General features: G+C 49.8%; 13 protein-coding genes. 6 read left to right on the top strand and 7 right to left on the bottom strand.

Translation table 11 applies throughout. The features are described from left to right. Positions 1–1,182, top strand: coding sequence for an efflux RND transporter periplasmic adaptor subunit (locus F463_RS0113150; protein WP_081620834.1), 1,182 nt, complete (start codon positions 1–3; stop codon positions 1,180–1,182). A gap of 13 nt (positions 1,183–1,195) precedes the next feature. Next, positions 1,196–4,246: an efflux RND transporter permease subunit gene (locus tag F463_RS0113145; protein WP_018987566.1), complete on the top strand. Its 3,051-nt coding sequence runs from the start codon at positions 1,196–1,198 to the stop codon at positions 4,244–4,246. A 183-nt stretch (positions 4,247–4,429) separates the two neighbouring features. Here F463_RS0113145 and F463_RS0113140 read toward each other — a convergent pair whose 3' ends face one another. Beyond that, positions 4,430–5,359, bottom strand: coding sequence for a quinoprotein relay system zinc metallohydrolase 2 (locus tag F463_RS0113140; RefSeq protein WP_018987565.1), 930 nt, complete (start codon positions 5,357–5,359; stop codon positions 4,430–4,432). A gap of 103 nt (positions 5,360–5,462) precedes the next feature. Here F463_RS0113140 and F463_RS0113130 point away from each other — a divergent pair, with 103 nt between their 5' ends. After that, entirely contained in the window at positions 5,463–6,059 is a 597-nt protein-coding gene (locus F463_RS0113130) for a cytochrome b (RefSeq protein ID WP_018987564.1), read from the top strand. A 62-nt stretch (positions 6,060–6,121) separates the two neighbouring features. On the opposite strand, the gene hemE is transcribed toward F463_RS0113130, so the two are convergent. The 5 genes from hemE to F463_RS0113100 form a co-directional block, all read right to left on the bottom strand. Further along, the gene (gene hemE / locus F463_RS0113125; RefSeq protein WP_018987563.1) at positions 6,122–7,201 is read right to left on the bottom strand and encodes a uroporphyrinogen decarboxylase; all 1,080 of its coding nucleotides are present in this window, start codon (positions 7,199–7,201) and stop codon (positions 6,122–6,124) included. A 174-nt stretch (positions 7,202–7,375) separates the two neighbouring features. Next, positions 7,376–8,803: a glutamate synthase subunit beta gene (locus F463_RS0113120; RefSeq protein ID WP_018987562.1), complete on the bottom strand. Its 1,428-nt coding sequence runs from the start codon at positions 8,801–8,803 to the stop codon at positions 7,376–7,378. Between the two features lie 87 nt (positions 8,804–8,890). Beyond that, entirely contained in the window at positions 8,891–13,540 is a 4,650-nt protein-coding gene (gltB, locus tag F463_RS0113115) for a glutamate synthase large subunit (RefSeq protein ID WP_425411193.1), read from the bottom strand. Between the two features lie 411 nt (positions 13,541–13,951). Next, a complete protein-coding gene (gene hemL / locus F463_RS0113105) occupies positions 13,952–15,232 on the bottom strand; it encodes a glutamate-1-semialdehyde 2,1-aminomutase (RefSeq protein WP_018987559.1) in 1,281 nt (426 codons plus the stop codon). Between the two features lie 63 nt (positions 15,233–15,295). Then, a complete protein-coding gene (locus tag F463_RS0113100) occupies positions 15,296–16,312 on the bottom strand; it encodes a S1 family peptidase (protein ID WP_018987558.1) in 1,017 nt (338 codons plus the stop codon). A gap of 153 nt (positions 16,313–16,465) precedes the next feature. Here F463_RS0113100 and F463_RS0113095 point away from each other — a divergent pair, with 153 nt between their 5' ends. Then, a complete protein-coding gene (locus tag F463_RS0113095) occupies positions 16,466–17,206 on the top strand; it encodes a dienelactone hydrolase family protein (RefSeq protein WP_018987557.1) in 741 nt (246 codons plus the stop codon). A gap of 169 nt (positions 17,207–17,375) precedes the next feature. After that, a complete protein-coding gene (gene gndA, locus F463_RS0113090) occupies positions 17,376–18,890 on the top strand; it encodes an NADP-dependent phosphogluconate dehydrogenase (RefSeq protein WP_018987556.1) in 1,515 nt (504 codons plus the stop codon). A 226-nt stretch (positions 18,891–19,116) separates the two neighbouring features. Here the strand turns inward: gndA and F463_RS0113085 are convergent, their stop codons facing one another. Continuing rightward, on the bottom strand, positions 19,117–19,305 hold the full coding sequence (locus F463_RS0113085) for a hypothetical protein (RefSeq protein WP_018987555.1): 189 nt from the start codon (positions 19,303–19,305) through the stop codon (positions 19,117–19,119). Positions 19,306–19,641: 336 nt separating this feature from the next. On the opposite strand from F463_RS0113085, the gene thiS reads away from it, so the two are divergent. Next, positions 19,642–19,845 (top strand): sulfur carrier protein ThiS, encoded by a 204-nt coding sequence (thiS, locus tag F463_RS0113080; RefSeq protein WP_018987554.1) that lies wholly within the window; start codon positions 19,642–19,644, stop codon positions 19,843–19,845. Positions 19,846–19,871: the final 26 nt, after the last annotated feature.

Raw genomic sequence — 19,871 nt, 5'->3', positions numbered from 1 at the left:
ATGTCGATCAATCACCACATGATAGTCATTAAGTCACATCACTTCATCACATGCCTCATAGGCATATTAATGCTATGCCCGGTATTTGGTATATCCGAAACCATCAGTGCCAACGAAAATCAGTTCAATCAGGTCGCGTTATCAAACATCGCTATCAAGAAATTGGGATTGGAAACTAAAGAAATACGCTTGGCAAAAGCGCTTTCTTCAAAGTTATATCCAGCACAAATCGGATATGCGCCTCAAGCACTCACTCACTACATCACGCCATTTAGTGGGTATGTCGAGTTGAATGCTAAATTGCATTTGGGAGATAAGGTCACAGCCGGGCAGACATTGTTCAAAATCAAACCTGTGGTTACCCCGGAAACCAGACTAAGTTTGCTCACCAATCTTTCAGATACGGAGGGGCAGCTCAAATCTTCGCATGAACAAGTAGAAGCCAACCGTTTGGTATTTAACAGAGCCAGGCAGTTATTTTTGCAACACGTAGGCAGTCAAAAGAGTGTCGATGATGCACAGGCTAATTTAGCGATTGCGGAAACCAACCTCAATACCATCCAACAGAAACAGGCACTGCTTAAACAAGCCGTAGCAGATGGAGCGAGCGGCGTATATGTGATCAAAGCGGCTAAAGAAGGTGTCATCAGTCAGCTTAATTTTACTTCAGGCCAACTCTTGGGTGCAGGCAGTCAATTAATGGATATTGTCAGTACCAATCAATTGCTAGTTACTGTGTTCGTTCCACAAGCGCAGATTAAAAACCTGCAATTAAACGATGCCTGGATTGCAGACCGTGGCATTAGCGATAATGAAATCCCTTTAAAGAAAATCTCGCTGCCCCTAGAAGCCGATCTGCAAACAGGGATGCGCAAGGTCATATATGCAGCCTCCCACATGGGGGAGCTCGCCGCCATGCAAAAAATCAGTGTCAACATCCTTGAGCGAGAACCAACACGGATGGCATTGAGCTTACCCTGTTCGGCGATTGTGGTCGATATGTATGGCGGTGAATGGATTTATCTCAAAGAGGATGAAACACATTTTCGCCGTGAACGTGTCTTCGTCTCTGACAATACCTCAAACACATGTGTGGTGAATAAACCGGATATTCAAGGAAGAGTTGTAGTGTCTCACGGCGCGCAAGAGTTATTTGCGCTGGAAACCGGCTATACGCACTAGGGGTGGATTGAATATGTTGAAAAAACTGACATTGCGTGCAATTCAATTACGCCATCTTGTTATTACCCTGGCAGTCATACTTATTCTGGTTGGATTGCGGTGTATTCCAGAAACGCCTATGGATGTCTTCCCGGAGTTTTCTCCAGTCAAAGTGGAGATTCAAACAGAAGCACCGGGGCTATCTAGCCTGGAAACAGAGCAACTTATTTCCATTCCGATTGAGCATGCCATGAATGGCATCCCGCATCTGAAAACATTACGTTCAAAGTCAGTGCTTGGCCTCTCCTCTGTGGTCATGTTATTTGAAGCCAATACACGGATTGATCAGGCCAGACAGGCAGTACAAGAGCGACTATTGTTAGTCAGCCAACGCTTGCCCGTAACAGCGAAACCCCCTGTGATGCTGCCCTCATTATCTTCACTCTCTCGGGTATTAAAAATTGGCTTAACTTCAGATCGTTTATCCATCCAAGAACTCAGCACTGAAGCATTGTGGACAATACGACCTCGCTTGATGTCTGTTCCAGGTGTGGCCAATGTGGCGATCTGGGGATTGCGCGAGCCTGAACTGCATATTCAATTTGATCCAGTCAAACTTGCAGAGTGTCAACTCACAGTTTCCCAGGTCAGTCAACAAGTGACGTCTGCAATCAATTCAGAAGGATCCGGTTATCTGGATACAGATCAGCAAAGACTGGCTGTCACTTATGACCGGCCCACAACCTCAAAAGAAGCATTCAAAGACATGATCGTGGGCATCAATCATGGAATTCCCATTACACTTGGACAAGTTGCTGAGGTTGAGTGGCATCATGCGATGCCTATTGGTGATGCAGTGATAAATCGCGGGGACGGCTTATTGTTGATTGTTGAAAAACAGCCAGATGCCAACACGCTGAAAGTGACTGCAGAGATTGATCGGGCACTTGCAGAATTAAAACCCGGTTTAAAAGAGATGACTTTGGATGCATCCATATTTAGACCAGCCTCCTTTATTGAGCAGGCCATCGATCACTTGAAACAGGCCATAATGGTTGGCATTGCGTTAGTTGCAATTCTTTTATTCTGGTTTTTACGCAGACCTGGGCCAGCACTGATTAGTCTGATTGCTATTCCTATATCTTTGGTGACCGCTATCTTGATGCTTACCTGGCTAGGCATCTCGATCAATACCATGGTCTTGGCAGGGCTGGTGATTGCATTGGGCGAAGTCGTTGATGACTCAATTATTGATATGGAGAATATACTGCGCGCAGTAGAAACGAATCAGAGCAGCCAACACCCGAAATCACTACTGAAGGTGATAGTTCAAGCCTCTTATGAAGTCAGAGGCGCAGTGATCTATGCCACGCTGATTGTCATGTCAGTGTTCATCCCTGTGTTTTTCCTGGAAGGCATTGCTGGAGCATTCTTTAAACCACTGGCCTATGGCTACTTATTTGCGATCTCAGCCTCACTGCTGGTAGCCCTGATATTAACCCCTGCGCTAGCCTATTGCCTGTTAAAGAGTGGGCGCCATATTTCTCATGCGGCTTCTCCACAGTTTGACCTTTTAAGCAAATGGTTGGCTCGTATGCTGGAGCAACCCAAAAAAATTGTGTTTGGTTCGCTAATTGCATTGTGTTTGCTCATGGCTAGTGTGCCATTTCTGGGGTCGGAATTTATTCCGGCGTTTAAAGAGCGCGATTTTTTAATGCACTTTGTTTCGCGCCCAACGACATCTGTTGAACAGATGAAGAAAATGACTGTTCGCGCCAGTGAGGAATTGATGCAAATTGATGGCGTGAGAAACCTAGGGGCACATATCGGCCGCACTGAGGTCGCCGATGAAGTGGTTGGTCCGAATTTTGGTGAACTCTGGGTTAGCATTGCGCCAAATGTCCCTTACGAAGAAACGGTACAAAAAATCAATCAAACAATCTCTGGATACACCGGCATTTTTACGGATGTACAAACCTATCTGAAGGAGCGCACCAAGGAGGTCATGTCTGGTAACAGTGCGAGCATTGTGATCAGATTGTTTGGCGATGATCTGGACACGCTCAGAAACAAAGCCGAAGAAATACGCCAAGCAATGGCCTCTTTAGATGGGGTGATAGATCTCAAGGTAGAGGCACAGGGTCTGGTGCCACAAATTCATGTGCGTATCAAACATGCCCAGGCTGCTCAATATGGGATCAATGAGGCTGACATTAAACAGGCACTCGCTTTGATGTCACAAGGCAAAGTACAGGGCGAAATACTGATGGGTCAGTCGCGCTTTAATGTGCGTCTTATCAGCAATCATCCAGTACGTGATAACTTGATGTCGCTAAGAAAGTTGCAACTAGTTAGCCCAACAGGTGCCATGTTACAGCTCTCAGACGTGGCAGATGTGTATGTGCAACCCACACCAAACGAGGTAAAAAGAGAGTCCGCTTCACGGAAAATTGACATCTCTGCCAATGTTTCAGGAAAAGACATAGGTAGCGTTGCAACATTAATTGAAAACAAGGTCTCACACATCCAGTTGCCAGCAGGTTATTACATTAAATTCATGGGCGAATTCACTGAGCAGCGGTCTGCAACTCAAACGCTCATCGCATATACATGCTTGGCGCTTATCGTGGTTTTTATATTGATTAAAATGTCGTTTAAATCAGTGCGATTGACACTGATGTTGTTTGCAATGCTACCGTTTGCAATTGCGGGAGGCGTTCTGGGAATATGGTTTTCCGGCGGAGTCACTTCTTTGGGTGCCATGATCGGACTCATTGCCGTGATTGGGATTGCAGCAAGAAACGGTATTTTGATTATTTCAAATGTTCAGCAACAGTCACAGAACTCCGCGATAACAAAGGAAATTCTAATATCTGCGATATCAAACCGAACTAGAGCAATCGCTATGACAAGTTTAGCAACAACGATGGCTTTAATGCCGATCATATTTAAGGGTCCAATTTCAGGATATGAAATTGAGTACCCGTTGGCTTTGGTTGTTGTCAGTGGTTTGTTGTTTGCCGTTATGGCAAATATGGTTTTGTTGCCCTCGCTACTGATATTAACCAAAGCGTACTCACGTTAATCACTGCCCAGAGACCAGAATATAACAAAATTGATTTTTGAGTCCATACTGAAGACACTGGAGGACGTAAGATATCCATATGTAGAGGCTAATCTTACAAACTATGGATGAAGCGTATTGCCGTTATGTCTTAAAACCTGATGGCTGTATCATTTTCTAAATGATCAGCGATAAAGGCTAGCATTATTCCCACTCCAGTTGCGGGTAAATCACATTGACATTTCGTCGGTTGGCAACATCGAATAATTGCCATTTGTCGCGCTCAGCCGCCGCTGCGGTGTCCATGGTTTGCTCCATACTGATGCCTTTTTTAATGTTGTTACGGATATCTGTCAATAACAAGTTCAGGTAGCGTAACTCGTTACCGATGATGGTCTTCTGATCAGTGCTCTCAAGCCCATGACCTGGTACGATGAGGGAGTATTGTTGCTGATTGATCTGTTCAAGCACTGCAATCAAGCCTTTGAGATCGCCTTCAACCACCGGCGTCCGTTGTGCAAACAGCAGGTCACCGGCAAACAGGGTGTTGCTTTGTATGTCCAAGATTGTCAGGTCGGTATGCGTATGCGCCACCTTGCGTGCTTGTAACTGCAAAACGCGATTGCCTAGGTCTAGTGTTTGTTCGGCATGCACCAGTGTGTCCGGGGGGATGGTGCTGCTGGCCGCGCCGTCAGCCCCGAGTAGCCGAGTGTTTAGCTTTTCATATTGTTCCTTACGCAGCAGCATGTTGGTCCCTAATTTTTCGTGTCCCACAAAGTGGGTGGTCCCATTTTGAAAAGCAGCGTTACCATAGGTATGGTCAGGGTGAACATGGGTGTTGATGACATATCGGATGGGCAAAGGGCTGATGCGGCGAATGGCGGCGAGTAACTGTTCGCCGGTATGTTTGCTGCCGCCACTGTCAATCACAGCAATCGCTTCGTGGCCGATAATGACGCCGAGGTTACAGATATCCCCCTGATAGCCTTCATCAATATCGAGATGTTTGCCGTGGTGCACATAGATGCCGTCCGCAACCTGTTTAAATTCAAAGTCTTGGGCCCAGGCTTGGCTACACAGTGTTACAAATAGGTATGCAAGACACACACCAAAACGGTTGATTTTTGATAACATGACGGCTCACCCATGAATGATTCATGCATCATAAACAATTCATGCGTGGCATCAAAGTGACCACTGTCACAGGCTGGTCACCTCAACCAACAAAGGAGATTCAATGAGTTCAACCCAGCGTTACACCAAAGTGGCGATTATTTTGCACTGGCTGATTGCCCTTGCCATTTTCTTCATGATTGGATTGGGTTGGTATATGACTGACTTACCAAAAGATGGCCCCAAGCAAATCGCATTCGACTTGTTTGACTGGGGACTTTATACCTGGCAACTCTCCGAGCCAGGCAGTCCACGCATGTTTTATTTTAATCTTCACAAATCTGTCGGTCTCACACTGTTTGCGCTGGTATTGTTAAGACTGTATTGGCGAATTACCCATAAGCCACCTGTGATGCTGAGTAGCTATCGTGTTTGGGAGCGAAAGTTGGCGACGGGTACGCATCACTTGTTTTACTTGCTCATGATTGCGATTCCGCTGACGGGATTGCTGATGTCACTGAATAGCAAGTTTGGAATCAACTGGTTTGGATTGCATGTTCTTGATGGTGTGGATGATAAAGCGATGCGTCATACTTATGAGGAGTTACATGAGTTTGGTGCTAATCTGTTGGTTGTGTTGCTGATTGTGCATGTGTTGGGTGCGCTCAAGCACAAATTCATTGACAAGGATGAGACCATGTCCAGAATGTCTCTGAAGTAGTCACACTTTACTGGTTATTAAAAAGCCCCGTCACATGGAGGGGCTTTTTTGTGATTGCTGTGTTAACAGGCTCTAAGTGATTGATGATATGTCGGACTCAGTTTGCGCAGGGTTTCCAGCATGCAGGCGGCATGCTCTGGCGGTGTCCACTGCGTGATGCCATGGCCAAGATTAAAGATATGCCCGTGACCGTTTCCGTAGCTAGCCAGTATACGGGCCACTTCTTTTTCAATCGCTGCTGGTGAGCTCAGTAGAATGGCCGGATCCATATTGCCTTGCAGCGCCACTTTGTTACCCACGCGCTGGCGCGCTTGACCAAGGTCTACTGTCCAGTCCAGCCCAAGGGCATCTGCGCCGATGGCCGCTTGTGCTTCCAGCCACAAACCGCCCCCTTTGGTAAAGACGATGCTAGGCACTGTTTTGCCTTCGGCTGTCTTGGTCAGGCCAGAGACAATTTTTTGCATATAGTTGAGTGAAAACTCGGTATAAGCATCATGCGAAAGTGCGCCGCCCCAGGAGTCGAAAATCATCACGGCTTGGGCACCCGCAGCAATTTGCGCGTTGAGATACTGAGTCACCGTTTGTGCAGTGATGTCCAGAATGCGATGCAGCAGCTCTGGTCTGGCATATCCCATTTTTTTTGTAGCCAGGAAGTCCGTGCCACCTTTGCCTTCTACCATATAGGTCGCCAGAGTCCATGGGCTGCCGGAGAAACCGATCAAGGGCACGCGGCCATTTAATGCCTTACGGATGCTACTGACAGCGTCAAACACATATTGCAGCTTGGCCATGTCAGGCACTTCAAGTTTGAGGATATCTTCCTCAGCTTGCAAAGTCCGCTCAAATTTAGGGCCCTCGCCTTCTTCAAAATACAAGCCCAAGCCCATGGCGTCTGGCACGGTTAGGATGTCGCTAAACAAGATGGCAGCATCTAGTTGTGGATAACGGTCCAACGGTTGCAGAGTCACTTCGGTCGCAAATGCCGGGCTTTGGCATAATTGCATAAAACTGCCCGCGGTTTTACGGCTTTCACGGTATTCCGGCAGGTAACGCCCAGCCTGACGCATCATCCAGACTGGCGTGTATTCAGTAGGTTGGCGTAACAGGGCGCGCAAGAAGGTGTCGTTTTGGAGAGTGGTCATTTGCTCTGGTTTCGGTTGCGTGGGTTGTTGTGTTCATGCCAACAACATCTAAAAACATGATTATAAAGGCCAAGCTGTTGTTTTATCTGAAAGAATGCGGTTTTTTTGCGATATGACAAATAAAAACGCCGATGACAGGCATCGGCGTTTTAGGCATGTTGCGGTGTCGCTGTATTAACGTGGCAGGGTAGAGCTGCCCATTAGGAACGCATCGACTTCACGTGCGCACTGACGGCCTTCACGGATAGCCCACACTACCAGGGATTGACCACGGCGAATATCGCCCGCAGCAAACACTTTGGCCTTGCTGGTTTTGTAGCAGCCTTCACCTTCAGTAGTCGCTTTGGCATTGCCACGATTATCTTTTTCCACACCAAAGGCGTCCAGCACTTTTTGTACTGGTGAAACAAAGCCCATGGCCAGGAATACCAGATCAGCCTTAATGGTGAATTCAGAACCAGGCACTTCAACCATTTTGCCGTCTTTCCACTCTACACGTGCGCCTTTGAGTGCGGTCAATTTTCCGTTCTCGCCGATCAGCTCTTTGGTGGTGATCGACCAGTCACGCGCTGCCCCTTCTTCGTGTGAGCTGGAAGTCCGCATTTTGAGTGGCCAGTTTGGCCATACCAGGGATTTATTTTCTTTTTCTGGCGGTTGTGGCATCAACTCGAATTGCGTGATGCTGGCTGCGCCGTGGCGGTTGGAAGTGCCCACGCAGTCAGAACCGGTGTCACCGCCACCAATCACCACCACGTGCTTGCCTGTCGCCTTGATCTGGTTGGGCACATTGTCACCTGCCACCATCTTGTTGTTTGGTGTCAGGAAATCCATGGCGAAATGTACGCCATCCAGTTCACGGCCTGGCACAGGCAGGTCGCGAGGTAATTCAGCACCACCTGCGAGGATGACCGCATCAAAATCGCGTTCCAGATCAGCGGCACTCACGTTTTCGCCTACATTCTGGTTGACCTTGAAGGTCACGCCTTCGGCTTCCATTTGAGCGATGCGGCGGTCAATATTGGATTTGTCCAGTTTAAAGTCTGGGATGCCGTAGCGCAGCAAGCCACCGATACGGTCATTTTTCTCAAACACGGTAACTTCATGACCTGCACGTGCTAATTGTTGGGCGGCTGCCAGGCCTGCCGGGCCTGAGCCTACAATTGCAATTTTCTTGCCGGTTTTGTTTGGGTTGATCTGTGGAGTGACCCAACCGTTTTCCCAGGCTTTGTCGATAATCGCGTGCTCGATGGATTTGATTCCGACGGCATCGTTGTTAATGTTGAGCGTACAGGCCGCCTCACATGGTGCCGGGCAAATACGGCCGGTAAAATCAGGGAAGTTGTTGGTGGAGTGCAACACATCAATCGCGGTGCGCCAGTCCTGGTGATATACCAGGTCATTCCAGTCCGGAATGATGTTGTTGATCGGACAGCCAGTGGTACAGAAAGGGATGCCGCAATCCATGCAGCGGGCACCTTGCTGTTTGGCCTGGTCGTCTGTCAAATGCAGGACGAACTCTTTGTAGTTTTTGACGCGCTCTTTCACTGGCAGATTTTCTTCTGCCAGACGGTCAAATTCCATAAAACCTGTGACTTTACCCATGTGAAATCATCTCTTCCCTGTTGCGTCGTTCACGCGCAACCTTAACAAGGCCCCGCTTTTGGCGGGGCATTCAATTAACAAAAACGATTAAGCGGCTTGTTTGGCAGAAGCTGCAGCCATTTCGGTCAGTGCGCGTTTGTATTCGTTAGGGAATACTTTCACGAATTTCGCACGTGAAATCGGCCAGTCAGCCAGCAGCTCTTTGGCACGTGGACTGCCTGTCAGTGCCAAATGCTGCTCAATCAGGCCTTTCAGAATGACTTCATCAGGCTGACCCAGATGCTGCACTTTGCCTACATCGGCTTCGGCAGCTTCGACCTTTTCCAGTGACACCATGCTCATGTTGCAGCGCTGGGCGAACTGGCCGTCGATGTCATAGACGTAAGCGATGCCACCACTCATGCCGGCTGCGAAGTTCTGGCCGGTTTGACCTAGCACCAGCACGGTACCGCCAGTCATGTATTCACAGCCATGGTTGCCCACGCCTTCGACCACGGCAGTTGCGCCTGAGTTACGTACACAGAAGCGCTCGCCAGCCACGCCACTGAAGAAGCTTTGGCCAGTAGTTGCACCATACATGACAGTGTTGCCGACAATAATGTTCTCGTATGACAAGCCGCGGAAGGTTGCTGGTGGTTTGATAATGATGCGGCCACCACACAGGCCTTTACCTACGTAGTCATTACCTTCGCCCGTTAGTTCAAAGGTAATACCTTTGGCCAGGAATGCGGCGAAACTCTGGCCGGAGGTACCAGTAAACTTAACGCTGATGGTGCCATCTGGCAAACCATCATGACCATACCGGCTCGCCACTTCATGAGACAGCATGGTACCTACGGTACGGTTGGTATTTACGATAGGCAGGTCAATGCTGACCTTTTCGCCTTTTTCCAGGGCTGGTTTAGCCAGCTCAATCAATTTGTTGTCCAGCGCCTTAACCAGACCATGGTCCTGCACGTCATTGTTCTTACGTGAGACGCTGGCTGGCATGTCTGGCAAGTGGAATACCTTGCTGAAGTCCAGGCCATTGATTTTCCAGTGCTCAATACCCGCTTTCATGTCCAGCAAGTCGGCACGGCCAATCAGGTCATCAAACTTGGCAATCCCAATGCTGGCCATCAGTTCGCGCACTTCTTCAGCTACAAAGAAGAAGTAGTTCACCACATGCTCAGGCTGGCCGGTAAATTTCTTGCGTAACTCGGGATCTTGTGTCGCGACGCCAACCGGACAGGTGTTCAGGTGACACTTACGCATCATGATACAGCCTTCAACCACTAGCGGCGCGGTGGCAAAACCGAACTCATCGGCACCCAGCAGGGCGCCAATCAGCACGTCGCGGCCAGTTTTCATCTGGCCATCCACCTGTACCACCACGCGGCCACGCAACTGGTTCAAGACCAGGGTTTGCTGGGTTTCGGCCAAACCTAATTCCCATGGCGTACCAGCATGCTTGATGGATGAAATCGGTGAAGCACCCGTACCACCGTCGTGGCCTGCGACCACAATGTGATCGGACTTGGCTTTGGCAACACCTGCAGCGACTGTACCAATCCCGGTTTCAGACACCAGTTTGACAGAGATAGACGCTTTAGGATTGGCGTTTTTCAAATCGTGAATCAACTGTGCCAGATCTTCAATGGAGTAAATGTCATGGTGTGGCGGTGGTGAAATCAAGCCCACGCCAGGCACAGAGAAACGCAATTTCGCAATGTATGGTGAAACCTTGTGACCAGGTAACTGACCACCTTCACCAGGCTTGGCACCTTGCGCCATTTTGATCTGGATCTGGTCAGCGCTAGACAGGTACTCTGCGGTGACGCCAAAGCGGCCGGAAGCCACTTGCTTGATGCGTGAACGCAGGGAGTCGCCTGCTTTTAGGGCCACATCGGCCTCGATCAGGTCAGAACCCAACACTTTGGCAATGCTGGAATCTACTTGTACCGGAATGAAGCGTTTAACGTCTTCACCGCCTTCGCCAGTGTTGGATTTACCACCAATACGGTTCATGGCGATTGCCAACGTGGCGTGCGCTTCAGTGGAAATAGAACCCAAGGACATGGCGCCCGTCGCAAAGCGTTTGACGATTTCCTTGGCGGACTCCACTTGATCCAGTGGAATCGCTTTACCAGCGGATTTAATTTCGAACAGGCCGCGCAATGTCATATGACGGCGGGTCTGGTCGTTAATCAGTGCAGCATATTCTTTGTAGGTTTCGTATTTGCCAGTGCGGGTCGCATTTTGCAATTTGCTGATGGACATCGGTGTCCACAAGTGTTCTTCACCACGCACGCGGAAGGCGTACTCGCCACCTGCTTCCAGTGCGTTGGACAGCACAGGATCATTACCGAAAGCCTGTTGATGCATGCGCACAGTTTCCTCGGCAACTTGCTCCAGGCCTATGCCTTCAATCTGGCTGACAGTGCCAGTGAAGTAGTCGTTTACAAACTGGCTATTCAAGCCAATGGCTTCAAAAATCTGTGCGCCACAGTAAGACTGGTAAGTCGAAATGCCCATTTTGGACATGACTTTGTATAAGCCTTTGCCGATCGCCTTAACGAAGTTCTTGCCAGCTTTTTCAACGTCGCTGGTCAATGTCTTCATGGTTTCATAGACCAGCCATGGGCAGACGGCTTCAGCGCCGTAACCGGCCAGCAGGGCAAAGTGATGCACTTCACGTGCAGAACCGGTATCAATGACCAGACCTGTGCTGGTACGCAGTCCAGCTTTAACCAGGAATTCATGCGTCGCGGAACAGGCCAGCAAGGCTGGAATCGCGATTCGGCTGGCCGACACGGCACGGTCAGACAGGATTAATACGTTGTAACCGTCGTGAACGGCTTTTTCTGCCTGGTCATGCAAGATGTCCAGCGCTTGCTTCATGCCGTCTTTGCCGTTGGCCGCATCGTAAGTCAGGTCGAGTACGATAGACTTGAACTGGCCTTTGGTCAGCGTTTCGATTTGTTTGAGTTTTTCCAGTCCATCCAGGCTCAATACTGGTTGGCTACTCTCCAAACGTAATGGCGGGTTGGTTTCATCCACTGCCAACAGGTTAGGTTTAGGGCCAATAAATGTTACCAAAGACATGACCAGCTCTTCACGAATCGGGTCAATTGGCGGGTTGGTCACCTGGGCAAACAACTGCTTGAAGTAGTTATACAAGGTTTTGGCTTTGTTGGACAACACGGGCAATGCCGCGTCGTTACCCATAGAGCCAGAGCCTTCTTCGCCGTTGTCTATCATCGGCTGCAATACAAACTTCAGGTCTTCCTGTGAGTAGCCAAACGCTTGCTGCGTATCCAGCAAATCAGCCTTCAGGCTGATTTCGCCCGCGCCTACGCTTGGTAGTTCAGCCAGGTGGAAACGTGTTTGCTCAATCCATTGGCGGTAAGGTTTCGCCTTGGCCAATTCGGTTTTAACTTCTTCATCGTCGATGATGCGGCCCTGCTCCATGTCGATCAACAACATTTTGCCTGGCTGCAAACGCCATTTCTTGACGATTTTTTCTTGTGGGAAGGTAATGACACCCATTTCAGACGCCATCATGACGATGTCATCTTCAGTCACCAGGTAACGTGCTGGACGCAAACCGTTACGATCAAGCGTGGCACCAATCATCTTGCCGTCAGTAAACGCAACGGCAGCTGGGCCATCCCATGGTTCCATAATCGCAGCGTGGTACTCGTAAAACGCGCGGCGGTCTTCATCCATCAGTGGGTTGTTGTTCCAGGCTTCCGGAATCAGCATCATCATGGCGTGAGGCAGGCTATAGCCGCCAGCCACCAGCAATTCCAAACAGTTGTCGAAACAGGCAGAGTCGGACTGGCCTTCTACAATCAGTGGCCACAATTTTTCCAGGTCTTCACCCAACACGGCAGACTTGATTGTTTCGTGACGGGCCGTCATCCAGTTGACGTTGCCCTGTACGGTGTTGATTTCACCGTTGTGCGCAATCATGCGGAATGGATGTGCCAGATCCCAGGCCGGGAAGGTGTTGGTAGAAAAACGTTGGTGTACCAGCGCTAATGCGGAGACCACGCGCTCGTCTTTGAGATCTTTATAGTACACACCGACTTCGTTAGCCAGCAGCATGCCCTTGTAGACAATGGTGCGGGAAGAGAAAGAGGGCATGTAGAACTGGGCTTTGTCTTGCAGGTTCAGCGCACGAATTGCATGCTCGATCCGCTTGCGGATCACAAAACATTTACGCTCAAAGGCATTGTTGTCGGCAACCGTGCTGGCAATAAATACCTGGCGCATCGTAGGCTCAACCGCGCGTGCAGCATCCGCAATATTGCTGTTGTCGACAGGCACATCACGCCAGCCCAGCAATGTCTGGTTTTCTTCAGCGATGATCTGCGCAAAAATGGCTTCGCATTTGGCGCGATTGGCTGCATTTTGTGGCAAGAAGGCCTGGCCAACCGCATATTGACCGGCAGCTGGCAATGTCATGCCCAGTTTAGCGGCTTCTTCACGCATGAAGGTGTCAGGCATTTGCATCAGCAAACCTGCACCGTCACCCAGTTTGGGGTCGTAACCGGTCGCGCCGCGATGGGTCAGGTTATCCAGCAGCTGCAGGCCCTTGGCGACGATATCATGGCTTTTCTGGCCTTTAATATGGGCGACAAAACCTACGCCACAGCTATCTTTCTCGTGGCGTCTGTCATATAAACCCTGGGATTGCGGAGCTAAACCAAGCTGGTCGTCCAGAGCGGTTGCGGTATCTTGAGAAGCACTCATCACGTTGTTGTCAGACTGCATGTCCATTGCCAGATTCTTCACTTACAAAACATTTGGAGGAACCTTCAATGATACCGTTAAAGTTTAGCAATTTCAATTGTTTAGCATGCGTTAAATGGCGCATAAAACTTTTTTTGCATTTCAATTGAGAATGGTTTTTATTTACCAATTTAAAACGTGACTGAGTGTACTGTAGTGAAGATTCTGCGGGTGTGTTTGGTGGTAATTGGGGTAGAGGAAGTGAGGCGGAAGGGTTGGTTGTAAGAAAATGTCGACGTATTATAGGCAAGTATTTTCTTTCGTCTGAAAGATGGGGGGCTGGCCGCTACAAAGAGTTGACACAGATGCCTGCCACAGCCTCTTGAATGGTGTGGCAGGCATTCATCATTGCCTGATTTGATAAGGCTTGTCTTACAAGCCAGCAAATGCGGAGGTTGCCGCCTGTACAGTTTGTTCAATATCGGCGTCCGTATGCGCGGCCGACACAAAGCCAGCTTCAAACGCCGATGGGCCCAAATAAATGCCGCTATCCAGCATGCTATGGAAAAATTTGTTAAAGGCCGTTTTGTCAGCCTGCATCATTTCGGCATAACTGGTCGGGTTGCTTGCACTGAAATAGAGGCCAAACATGCCACCCACGCTTTGGGCGCTGAACGTCACGCCTGCTTTTTGTGCCGCTTGTTTCAAGCCATCCATGAGTTTGGCTGTTTGCGCGGTTAGTTGATCGTAAAAACCTGGCGCCTGGATCAGTTTCAGCGTAGTCAGGCCTGCAGTCACTGCCACCGGGTTGCCAGACAGTGTGCCCGCCTGATAGACCGGCCCCAAGGGTGCCAGCACGCTCATGATGTCTTTGCGACCACCAAAGGCACCAACAGGCAAACCGCCACCGATCACTTTGCCCAAGGTGGTCATGTCTGGTGTGATGCCATACAAGGCTTGTGCGCCGCCCAGTGCCACGCGGAAACCAGTCATGACTTCATCGAAAATCAATACCGTGCCGTGTTTTGTACAAAGTTCACGCAAGGTTTGCAGGAACTCCTGGTGGGGGACAATCAGGTTCATATTGCCAACCACAGGCTCGAGAATCACACAGGCAATTTCATCACCAATGCTGGAAAAGGTGTCTTTCAGCATTTGCGTATTGTTGTAATCCAGTGTCAGCGTATGAGCGGCCACTTCTGGCGGCACGCCAGCGGAACTCGGCTCGCCAAACGTTAGTAGGCCGGAACCGGCTTTCACCAGCAGAGCATCGGCGTGGCCGTGGTAACAGCCTTCAAATTTGATGATTTTGTTGCGTTTGGTAAAGCCACGCGCCACGCGGATGGCGCTCATGGTGGCTTCGGTGCCGCTACTGACCAGGCGGACCTGCTCCATGCTGGGCACCAGTTTGTTAATCAGCTCGGCCATTTCGAGTTCGAGGCCAGTCGGCGCGCCGAAACTCAGGCTGTTGGCGGCTGCTTGTTGCACGGCGGCGATCACTTCAGGATGCGCATGGCCTAAAATCATCGGTCCCCAGGAGTTGATGTAATCAATGTATTCCTTGCCATCTGCATCCCACAACCTGGAGCCCAGTCCTTTTTTGAAAAAAATAGGCGTGCCTCCTACGCTACGGAAAGCCCTAACCGGTGAGTTGACGCCACCGGGAATCAGTTGCTGGGATTTTTCAAACAGTTGCTGGTTGCGAGAGGTCATAAGTATGCAATCTGGTAAACATCAAAAAACCGTATTCTATCAGAGCCGCCGCGCTTGATGATGCTAGCGCACCTCTTGCAGGCGCTGCTGTACATCCGGCCAGGCTTGGCTGTCCAGCAGCTGGATATGTTGCTCGGCGCTGGCCAGGAGGGCAGGCTGCTGTGTTTGTTGCGCCAGCAGGGCAAGGCCGCTCCAGGCATCAATGTGCGCAGGCTGCAAGGTGGTCGCGCGTTCATAGGCCTGTTGTGCTTCACTCAGTTTGCCCTGCCCATGCAATGCGCTGGCGAGGTAAAAAAAGGCTTCTGATGAGGTGGGTTGTTGGGTGAGCCATAAACGGGAAATCTTTTCTAGCGATGACCAGTCGCCACTTTGGTAAGGCTGGACCACTTGCATCCAGTAAGGCCTGGCTTCCAGAGGCGAATCCCAGAAAGGAGGTTCAGCAGGTACGGTAGTGGTTGCCGCCTCTTTATGAATGAGTGCTCCTATCCATTCGACAGGCACACTGTAAAAATAAGCCTGTTTGCCCGGGCTTTTAAACGTGCTTAAAGAAACGAGTTCGCCCGCCTGGTTAAAGGTGGGGCTGCCACTCGAGCCCATGACAAACGCGGCGTCCGTACGTACAATCAGACTGTCATCATAAGGGTATAAGGCGCGCACCTTGCCGCTAATGGTTTGCGGTTTGGGTGGGCCACCAGGAAAGCCGATGGAAAAGACTTCATCGCCGTAATGTAATGATGCCGCAGAAGTCATTTTGACGGCAGGTAATTCAAGATACTGGAATTTAAGCAGGCAGATATCATGTCGCCAGTCGGCAATCATGCCTGTCGGACTGATGCTATCGCCAAATTTGGAAATGCTGATGCCACTACTGTTGGCTAGTACATGGCAGTTGGTGGCCACGGTATCTTTATCCACCACCACACCACTGCCGACGCCGTGCCCGCCACTGGCGGTCATGGCATGGACTTTGACCACAGAGGCTTTGAGGCGGTAAACCAGTTCGTGATCTGGTTCAGCAAGCGCGGTGCGTGCAAGTAGTAAGCATACTGATAGCAAATATATATAAGATGAATGGCGCATACGCACTCCAGATATCGCATTGTCACTCAATGAGTGTGATTCATTTTCAGCCCAAAAAATGCAAAAAATTCACATTCAAGGCCATATTACCCGTGAAATGCCATGCAAACAGCGCTAGAATAGCCGATATTTTTGATTGTCTAAGGATTTACCATGCTGATTACAAGCGAAATCGTCGATTTGAACACTCCAACCGGGGTGATGCGTACGTATGTTCATCGTCCAAAACACGATGGCAAAGTGCCTGCGGTTTTGTTTTATTCCGAGATCTTCCAGCAGACTGGCCCGATTGAGCGCGCTGCGCGCTTTTTGGCCGGCCATGGCTACGCAGTGCTGGTGCCGGAAGTGTTTCATGAGTTAAATCCGATCGGCACGGTATTGGGCTATGACGATGCTGGCCGTGACAAAGGCAATGCCGATAAAATGGCCAAGGACGTACAAGCTTACGACACGGACAACCGCGCGATGATTGATTACCTGAATGCGCAATCCTGGTATGACGGCAACCTGGGGGCTGCTGGCTTCTGCATTGGTGGTCACCTGGCTTTCCGTGCTGCATTGCAGCCAGAAGTGAAGGCGACGGCCTGTTTCTATGCCACCGATTTGCACACCAACATTATTCCTAACAAGCCAGGCCAGCACAGTATGGATCGCATCAACGAGATCAAGGGCGAGTTGCTCATGATCTGGGGCAAGCAGGATCCACATATCCCTGGGGACAAGCGCGCCGAACTGTACAACCGCTTTGCGGCAGTACCTGGACTGCACTACACCTGGCATGAGTTCAACGGGCAACACGCCTTTATGCGCGATGAAGGTGAACGTTACGATGCGCAGTTGGTCAACATTGGATATCAATTGACCTTGCAAATGTTCGGTAACGTACTCAAGTAAGCGAAGACTCAATCACTTGAGGTAAAGAAAACTATGGTGCTGAATGTCTTATGCCTGTTGCGACTCTTAGCGCAGCTCGCATGGAATGTTCAATACATACCCTAGTCCAAGCACAGGCCAAAAGCCTGTGCTTTTTTTCAACTAAATTAACCATTTATTAGAGATAACTATGACTACAAAAAATGCGGATATTGGATTGGTAGGATTGGCAGTGATGGGCCAAAACCTGGCGCTTAACATTGCTGATCACGGCTATACCATCGCGGTCTATAACCGTGATCCGAAAAAAATGCTGAACTTCATCGAGGAGTGCAAAAAGAACGAGCCTTCCCACGAGCGTGTGGTGGGTCATGCCGATCTGGCGTCTTTTGTATTGAGCATCAAGCGTCCTCGCAAGATTGTGTTGCTGGTAAAAGCCGGTAGCGCGACCGATGTGACGATTAACGCCTTGCTGCCTTTCCTGGAGCAGGGCGACATTATTATTGATGGCGGTAATGCGCTGTGGACTGACACCATCCGCCGTGAAAAAGAGCTGGCCGCCAAAGGCATTGAGTTTATTGGCTCAGGTGTTTCCGGTGGCGAAACCGGTGCCCGTTTCGGCCCATCGCTGATGCCTTCAGGCACGCGCAAGGCCTGGGCAAGCCTGGAGCCCATCTGGCGTGATATTGCTGCCAAGGTGGATCCTGTCACCGGTACGCCATTAGAAGGCGGCGCTCCCGGCAAACCGGTAGAAGGCGGCTTTTCCTGTGCTGAATATATCGGCCCGGATGGCGCAGGTCACTATGTGAAAATGGTGCACAACGGTATCGAATACATCGATATGCAATTGATCTGCGAAGCCTACTGGCTCATGAAAAACCTGCTCGGCATGCCAGCAGACGAAATTGGTAAAGTATTTGCCGAGTGGAACAAGGGCGAGCTGTCCAGCTTCCTGATTGAAATCACGGCAGATATCCTGCAACAGAAAGACCCATCAGGCAAAGGTTTCCTGGTCGACAATATTCTGGATACAGCAGGCCAGAAGGGTACCGGCCAGTGGACGGCCGCCAACGCGCTTGAACTGGGCGCACCTGCTAACGCGATTGCAGCGGCGGTGTATGCGCGTGCCTTGTCCAGCTTGAAAGAGGAGCGTGTAGAAGCGAGCAAGATCCTCAAGGGGCCAGCCATTGTGCAAGAAAAAGACAAGGCAGGTATTATTGAGGCGATCAGAAATGCTTTGTATTGCTCCAAAATCTGCGCTTACGCACAAGGCTTCCAGCTCATCGACAAAGCGCAGGTGGCTTACAACTGGAAACTCAACTTCGGTGAGATTGCCCAGATCTGGCGTGGTGGTTGTATCATCCGAGCCCGCTTCCTGCAAAAAATCACTGATGCTTACGCATTGAACTCACGTTTGAAAAATCTGATGCTGGACCCTTATTTCACAAATGCCATGAACGAAGGTCAGGCTGGCTGGCGTAAAGTGATTGCGCTGGCAGTGACCAATGGTATCCCCGCGCAAGGTTTTGCTGCGGCGCTGGCTTACTACGATGGTTACAGAAGCGCTGATTTGCCAGCTAACTTACTGCAAGGCCAGCGTGACTACTTTGGCGCACATACTTATGAGCGTAAAGACCAGCCACGTGGCCAGTTCTTCCACCTCGATTGGCCAGAAGCAGGTCGTCCGCAATTGACGATTGAATAGTGTGGTAGTGGGCATCCTATCGGGTGCCTGGAGGCAGAAAAAAACAAAAAGATGGCGCTGGTCGCCATCTTTTTTGTTAGGCTACACGGCCTGATGAGGGAATAATGCCTTAATCACAGAGATAATTCTTCTGTGTGCGGATTATTCTGATTAACGCAATTAGCTAATGCGTTAAGTTAAAAAGCGTGACCCGATATCGGGTCTTGCGCCAACTTGAAGTGCGTAATTAAACGCAGTCGCAGCTGGATTCCAGAAAACGGTGTAACTCAGTGATCGCTTTCAGGTGTTGTTGCGCTTGAGCAGCTGCCTTGGAGGTAGCCAGGTTTGGAGCAGTGGGTTTCAAGCTTGGTGCATAAATTTCGTCCACTAAAAAATGCTGGGACGAAGCTGGTTGGTATGACTCTACAATCTGCATTTCAATCTTCCTTTTGGGATTTCAATATTTCGGGGTCAAGTCGACGAATTGTGTTCGTCGTGCATGTGGCGCCCAAATTAACAAAAAGTTCCTTGCCCAGCAATGCGTAATCTGCCGTAATGACCAAACTTGTCAATTTCGTACGACATATTTGTATTGCTGCAACATACAAGCAAACATGGTGCCATGTTTGATAATTTCAACGCATGAAAATTAGGTTTGGATGACAAGGTTTTGCCTCAGGTGCGAAATAAAGGCGCATACTAAAAACATTAAAGCCAAAACCACTGAATTTTCGTAAAATACCGGTTTGATTAATCGTGAATAAAACGCAGTATGCAAATTTTTGTCAACGGTAAAGCCATGCCGCTGCCGACAGAAGCCATGAGTGTCATGGCACTGGTTGAGCATATGCAGTTGACTGGCAAACGCATTGCCATTGAACGTAACGGCGATATCGTGCCGCGCAGCCAGTTCGCACAAGTGCAATTGCAGGCGGATGATAAATTGGAAATTGTGGGTGCCGTTGGTGGCGGTTAGTTGCGGTGCAAGGTGATTGCGGCTGA

This window comes from Methylophilus methylotrophus DSM 46235 = ATCC 53528 (assembly GCF_000378225.1).
Taxonomy (GTDB): Bacteria; Pseudomonadota; Gammaproteobacteria; order Burkholderiales; family Methylophilaceae; genus Methylophilus; species Methylophilus methylotrophus.
The sequence above is the reverse complement of the archived record's forward strand: the minus strand, read 5'-3'. Positions and strand labels throughout refer to the sequence as shown.

What these genes read in the sequence shown, in the direction of transcription:
- gltB (WP_425411193.1), bottom strand. Translation starts at nt 13,540, where the DNA reads ATGAGTGCTTCTCAAGATACCGCAACCGCTCTGGACGACCAGCTTGGT.
- thiS (WP_018987554.1), top strand. Translation starts at nt 19,642, where the DNA reads ATGCAAATTTTTGTCAACGGTAAAGCCATGCCGCTGCCGACAGAAGCC.
- F463_RS0113150 (WP_081620834.1), top strand. Translation starts at nt 1, where the DNA reads ATGTCGATCAATCACCACATGATAGTCATTAAGTCACATCACTTCATC.
- hemL (WP_018987559.1), bottom strand. Translation starts at nt 15,232, where the DNA reads ATGACCTCTCGCAACCAGCAACTGTTTGAAAAATCCCAGCAACTGATT.
- F463_RS0113145 (WP_018987566.1), top strand. Translation starts at nt 1,196, where the DNA reads ATGTTGAAAAAACTGACATTGCGTGCAATTCAATTACGCCATCTTGTT.
- F463_RS0113085 (WP_018987555.1), bottom strand. Translation starts at nt 19,305, where the DNA reads ATGCAGATTGTAGAGTCATACCAACCAGCTTCGTCCCAGCATTTTTTA.
- F463_RS0113120 (WP_018987562.1), bottom strand. Translation starts at nt 8,803, where the DNA reads ATGGGTAAAGTCACAGGTTTTATGGAATTTGACCGTCTGGCAGAAGAA.
- F463_RS0113130 (WP_018987564.1), top strand. Translation starts at nt 5,463, where the DNA reads ATGAGTTCAACCCAGCGTTACACCAAAGTGGCGATTATTTTGCACTGG.
- gndA (WP_018987556.1), top strand. Translation starts at nt 17,376, where the DNA reads ATGACTACAAAAAATGCGGATATTGGATTGGTAGGATTGGCAGTGATG.
- F463_RS0113100 (WP_018987558.1), bottom strand. Translation starts at nt 16,312, where the DNA reads ATGCGCCATTCATCTTATATATATTTGCTATCAGTATGCTTACTACTT.
- F463_RS0113095 (WP_018987557.1), top strand. Translation starts at nt 16,466, where the DNA reads ATGCTGATTACAAGCGAAATCGTCGATTTGAACACTCCAACCGGGGTG.
- F463_RS0113140 (WP_018987565.1), bottom strand. Translation starts at nt 5,359, where the DNA reads ATGTTATCAAAAATCAACCGTTTTGGTGTGTGTCTTGCATACCTATTT.
- hemE (WP_018987563.1), bottom strand. Translation starts at nt 7,201, where the DNA reads ATGACCACTCTCCAAAACGACACCTTCTTGCGCGCCCTGTTACGCCAA.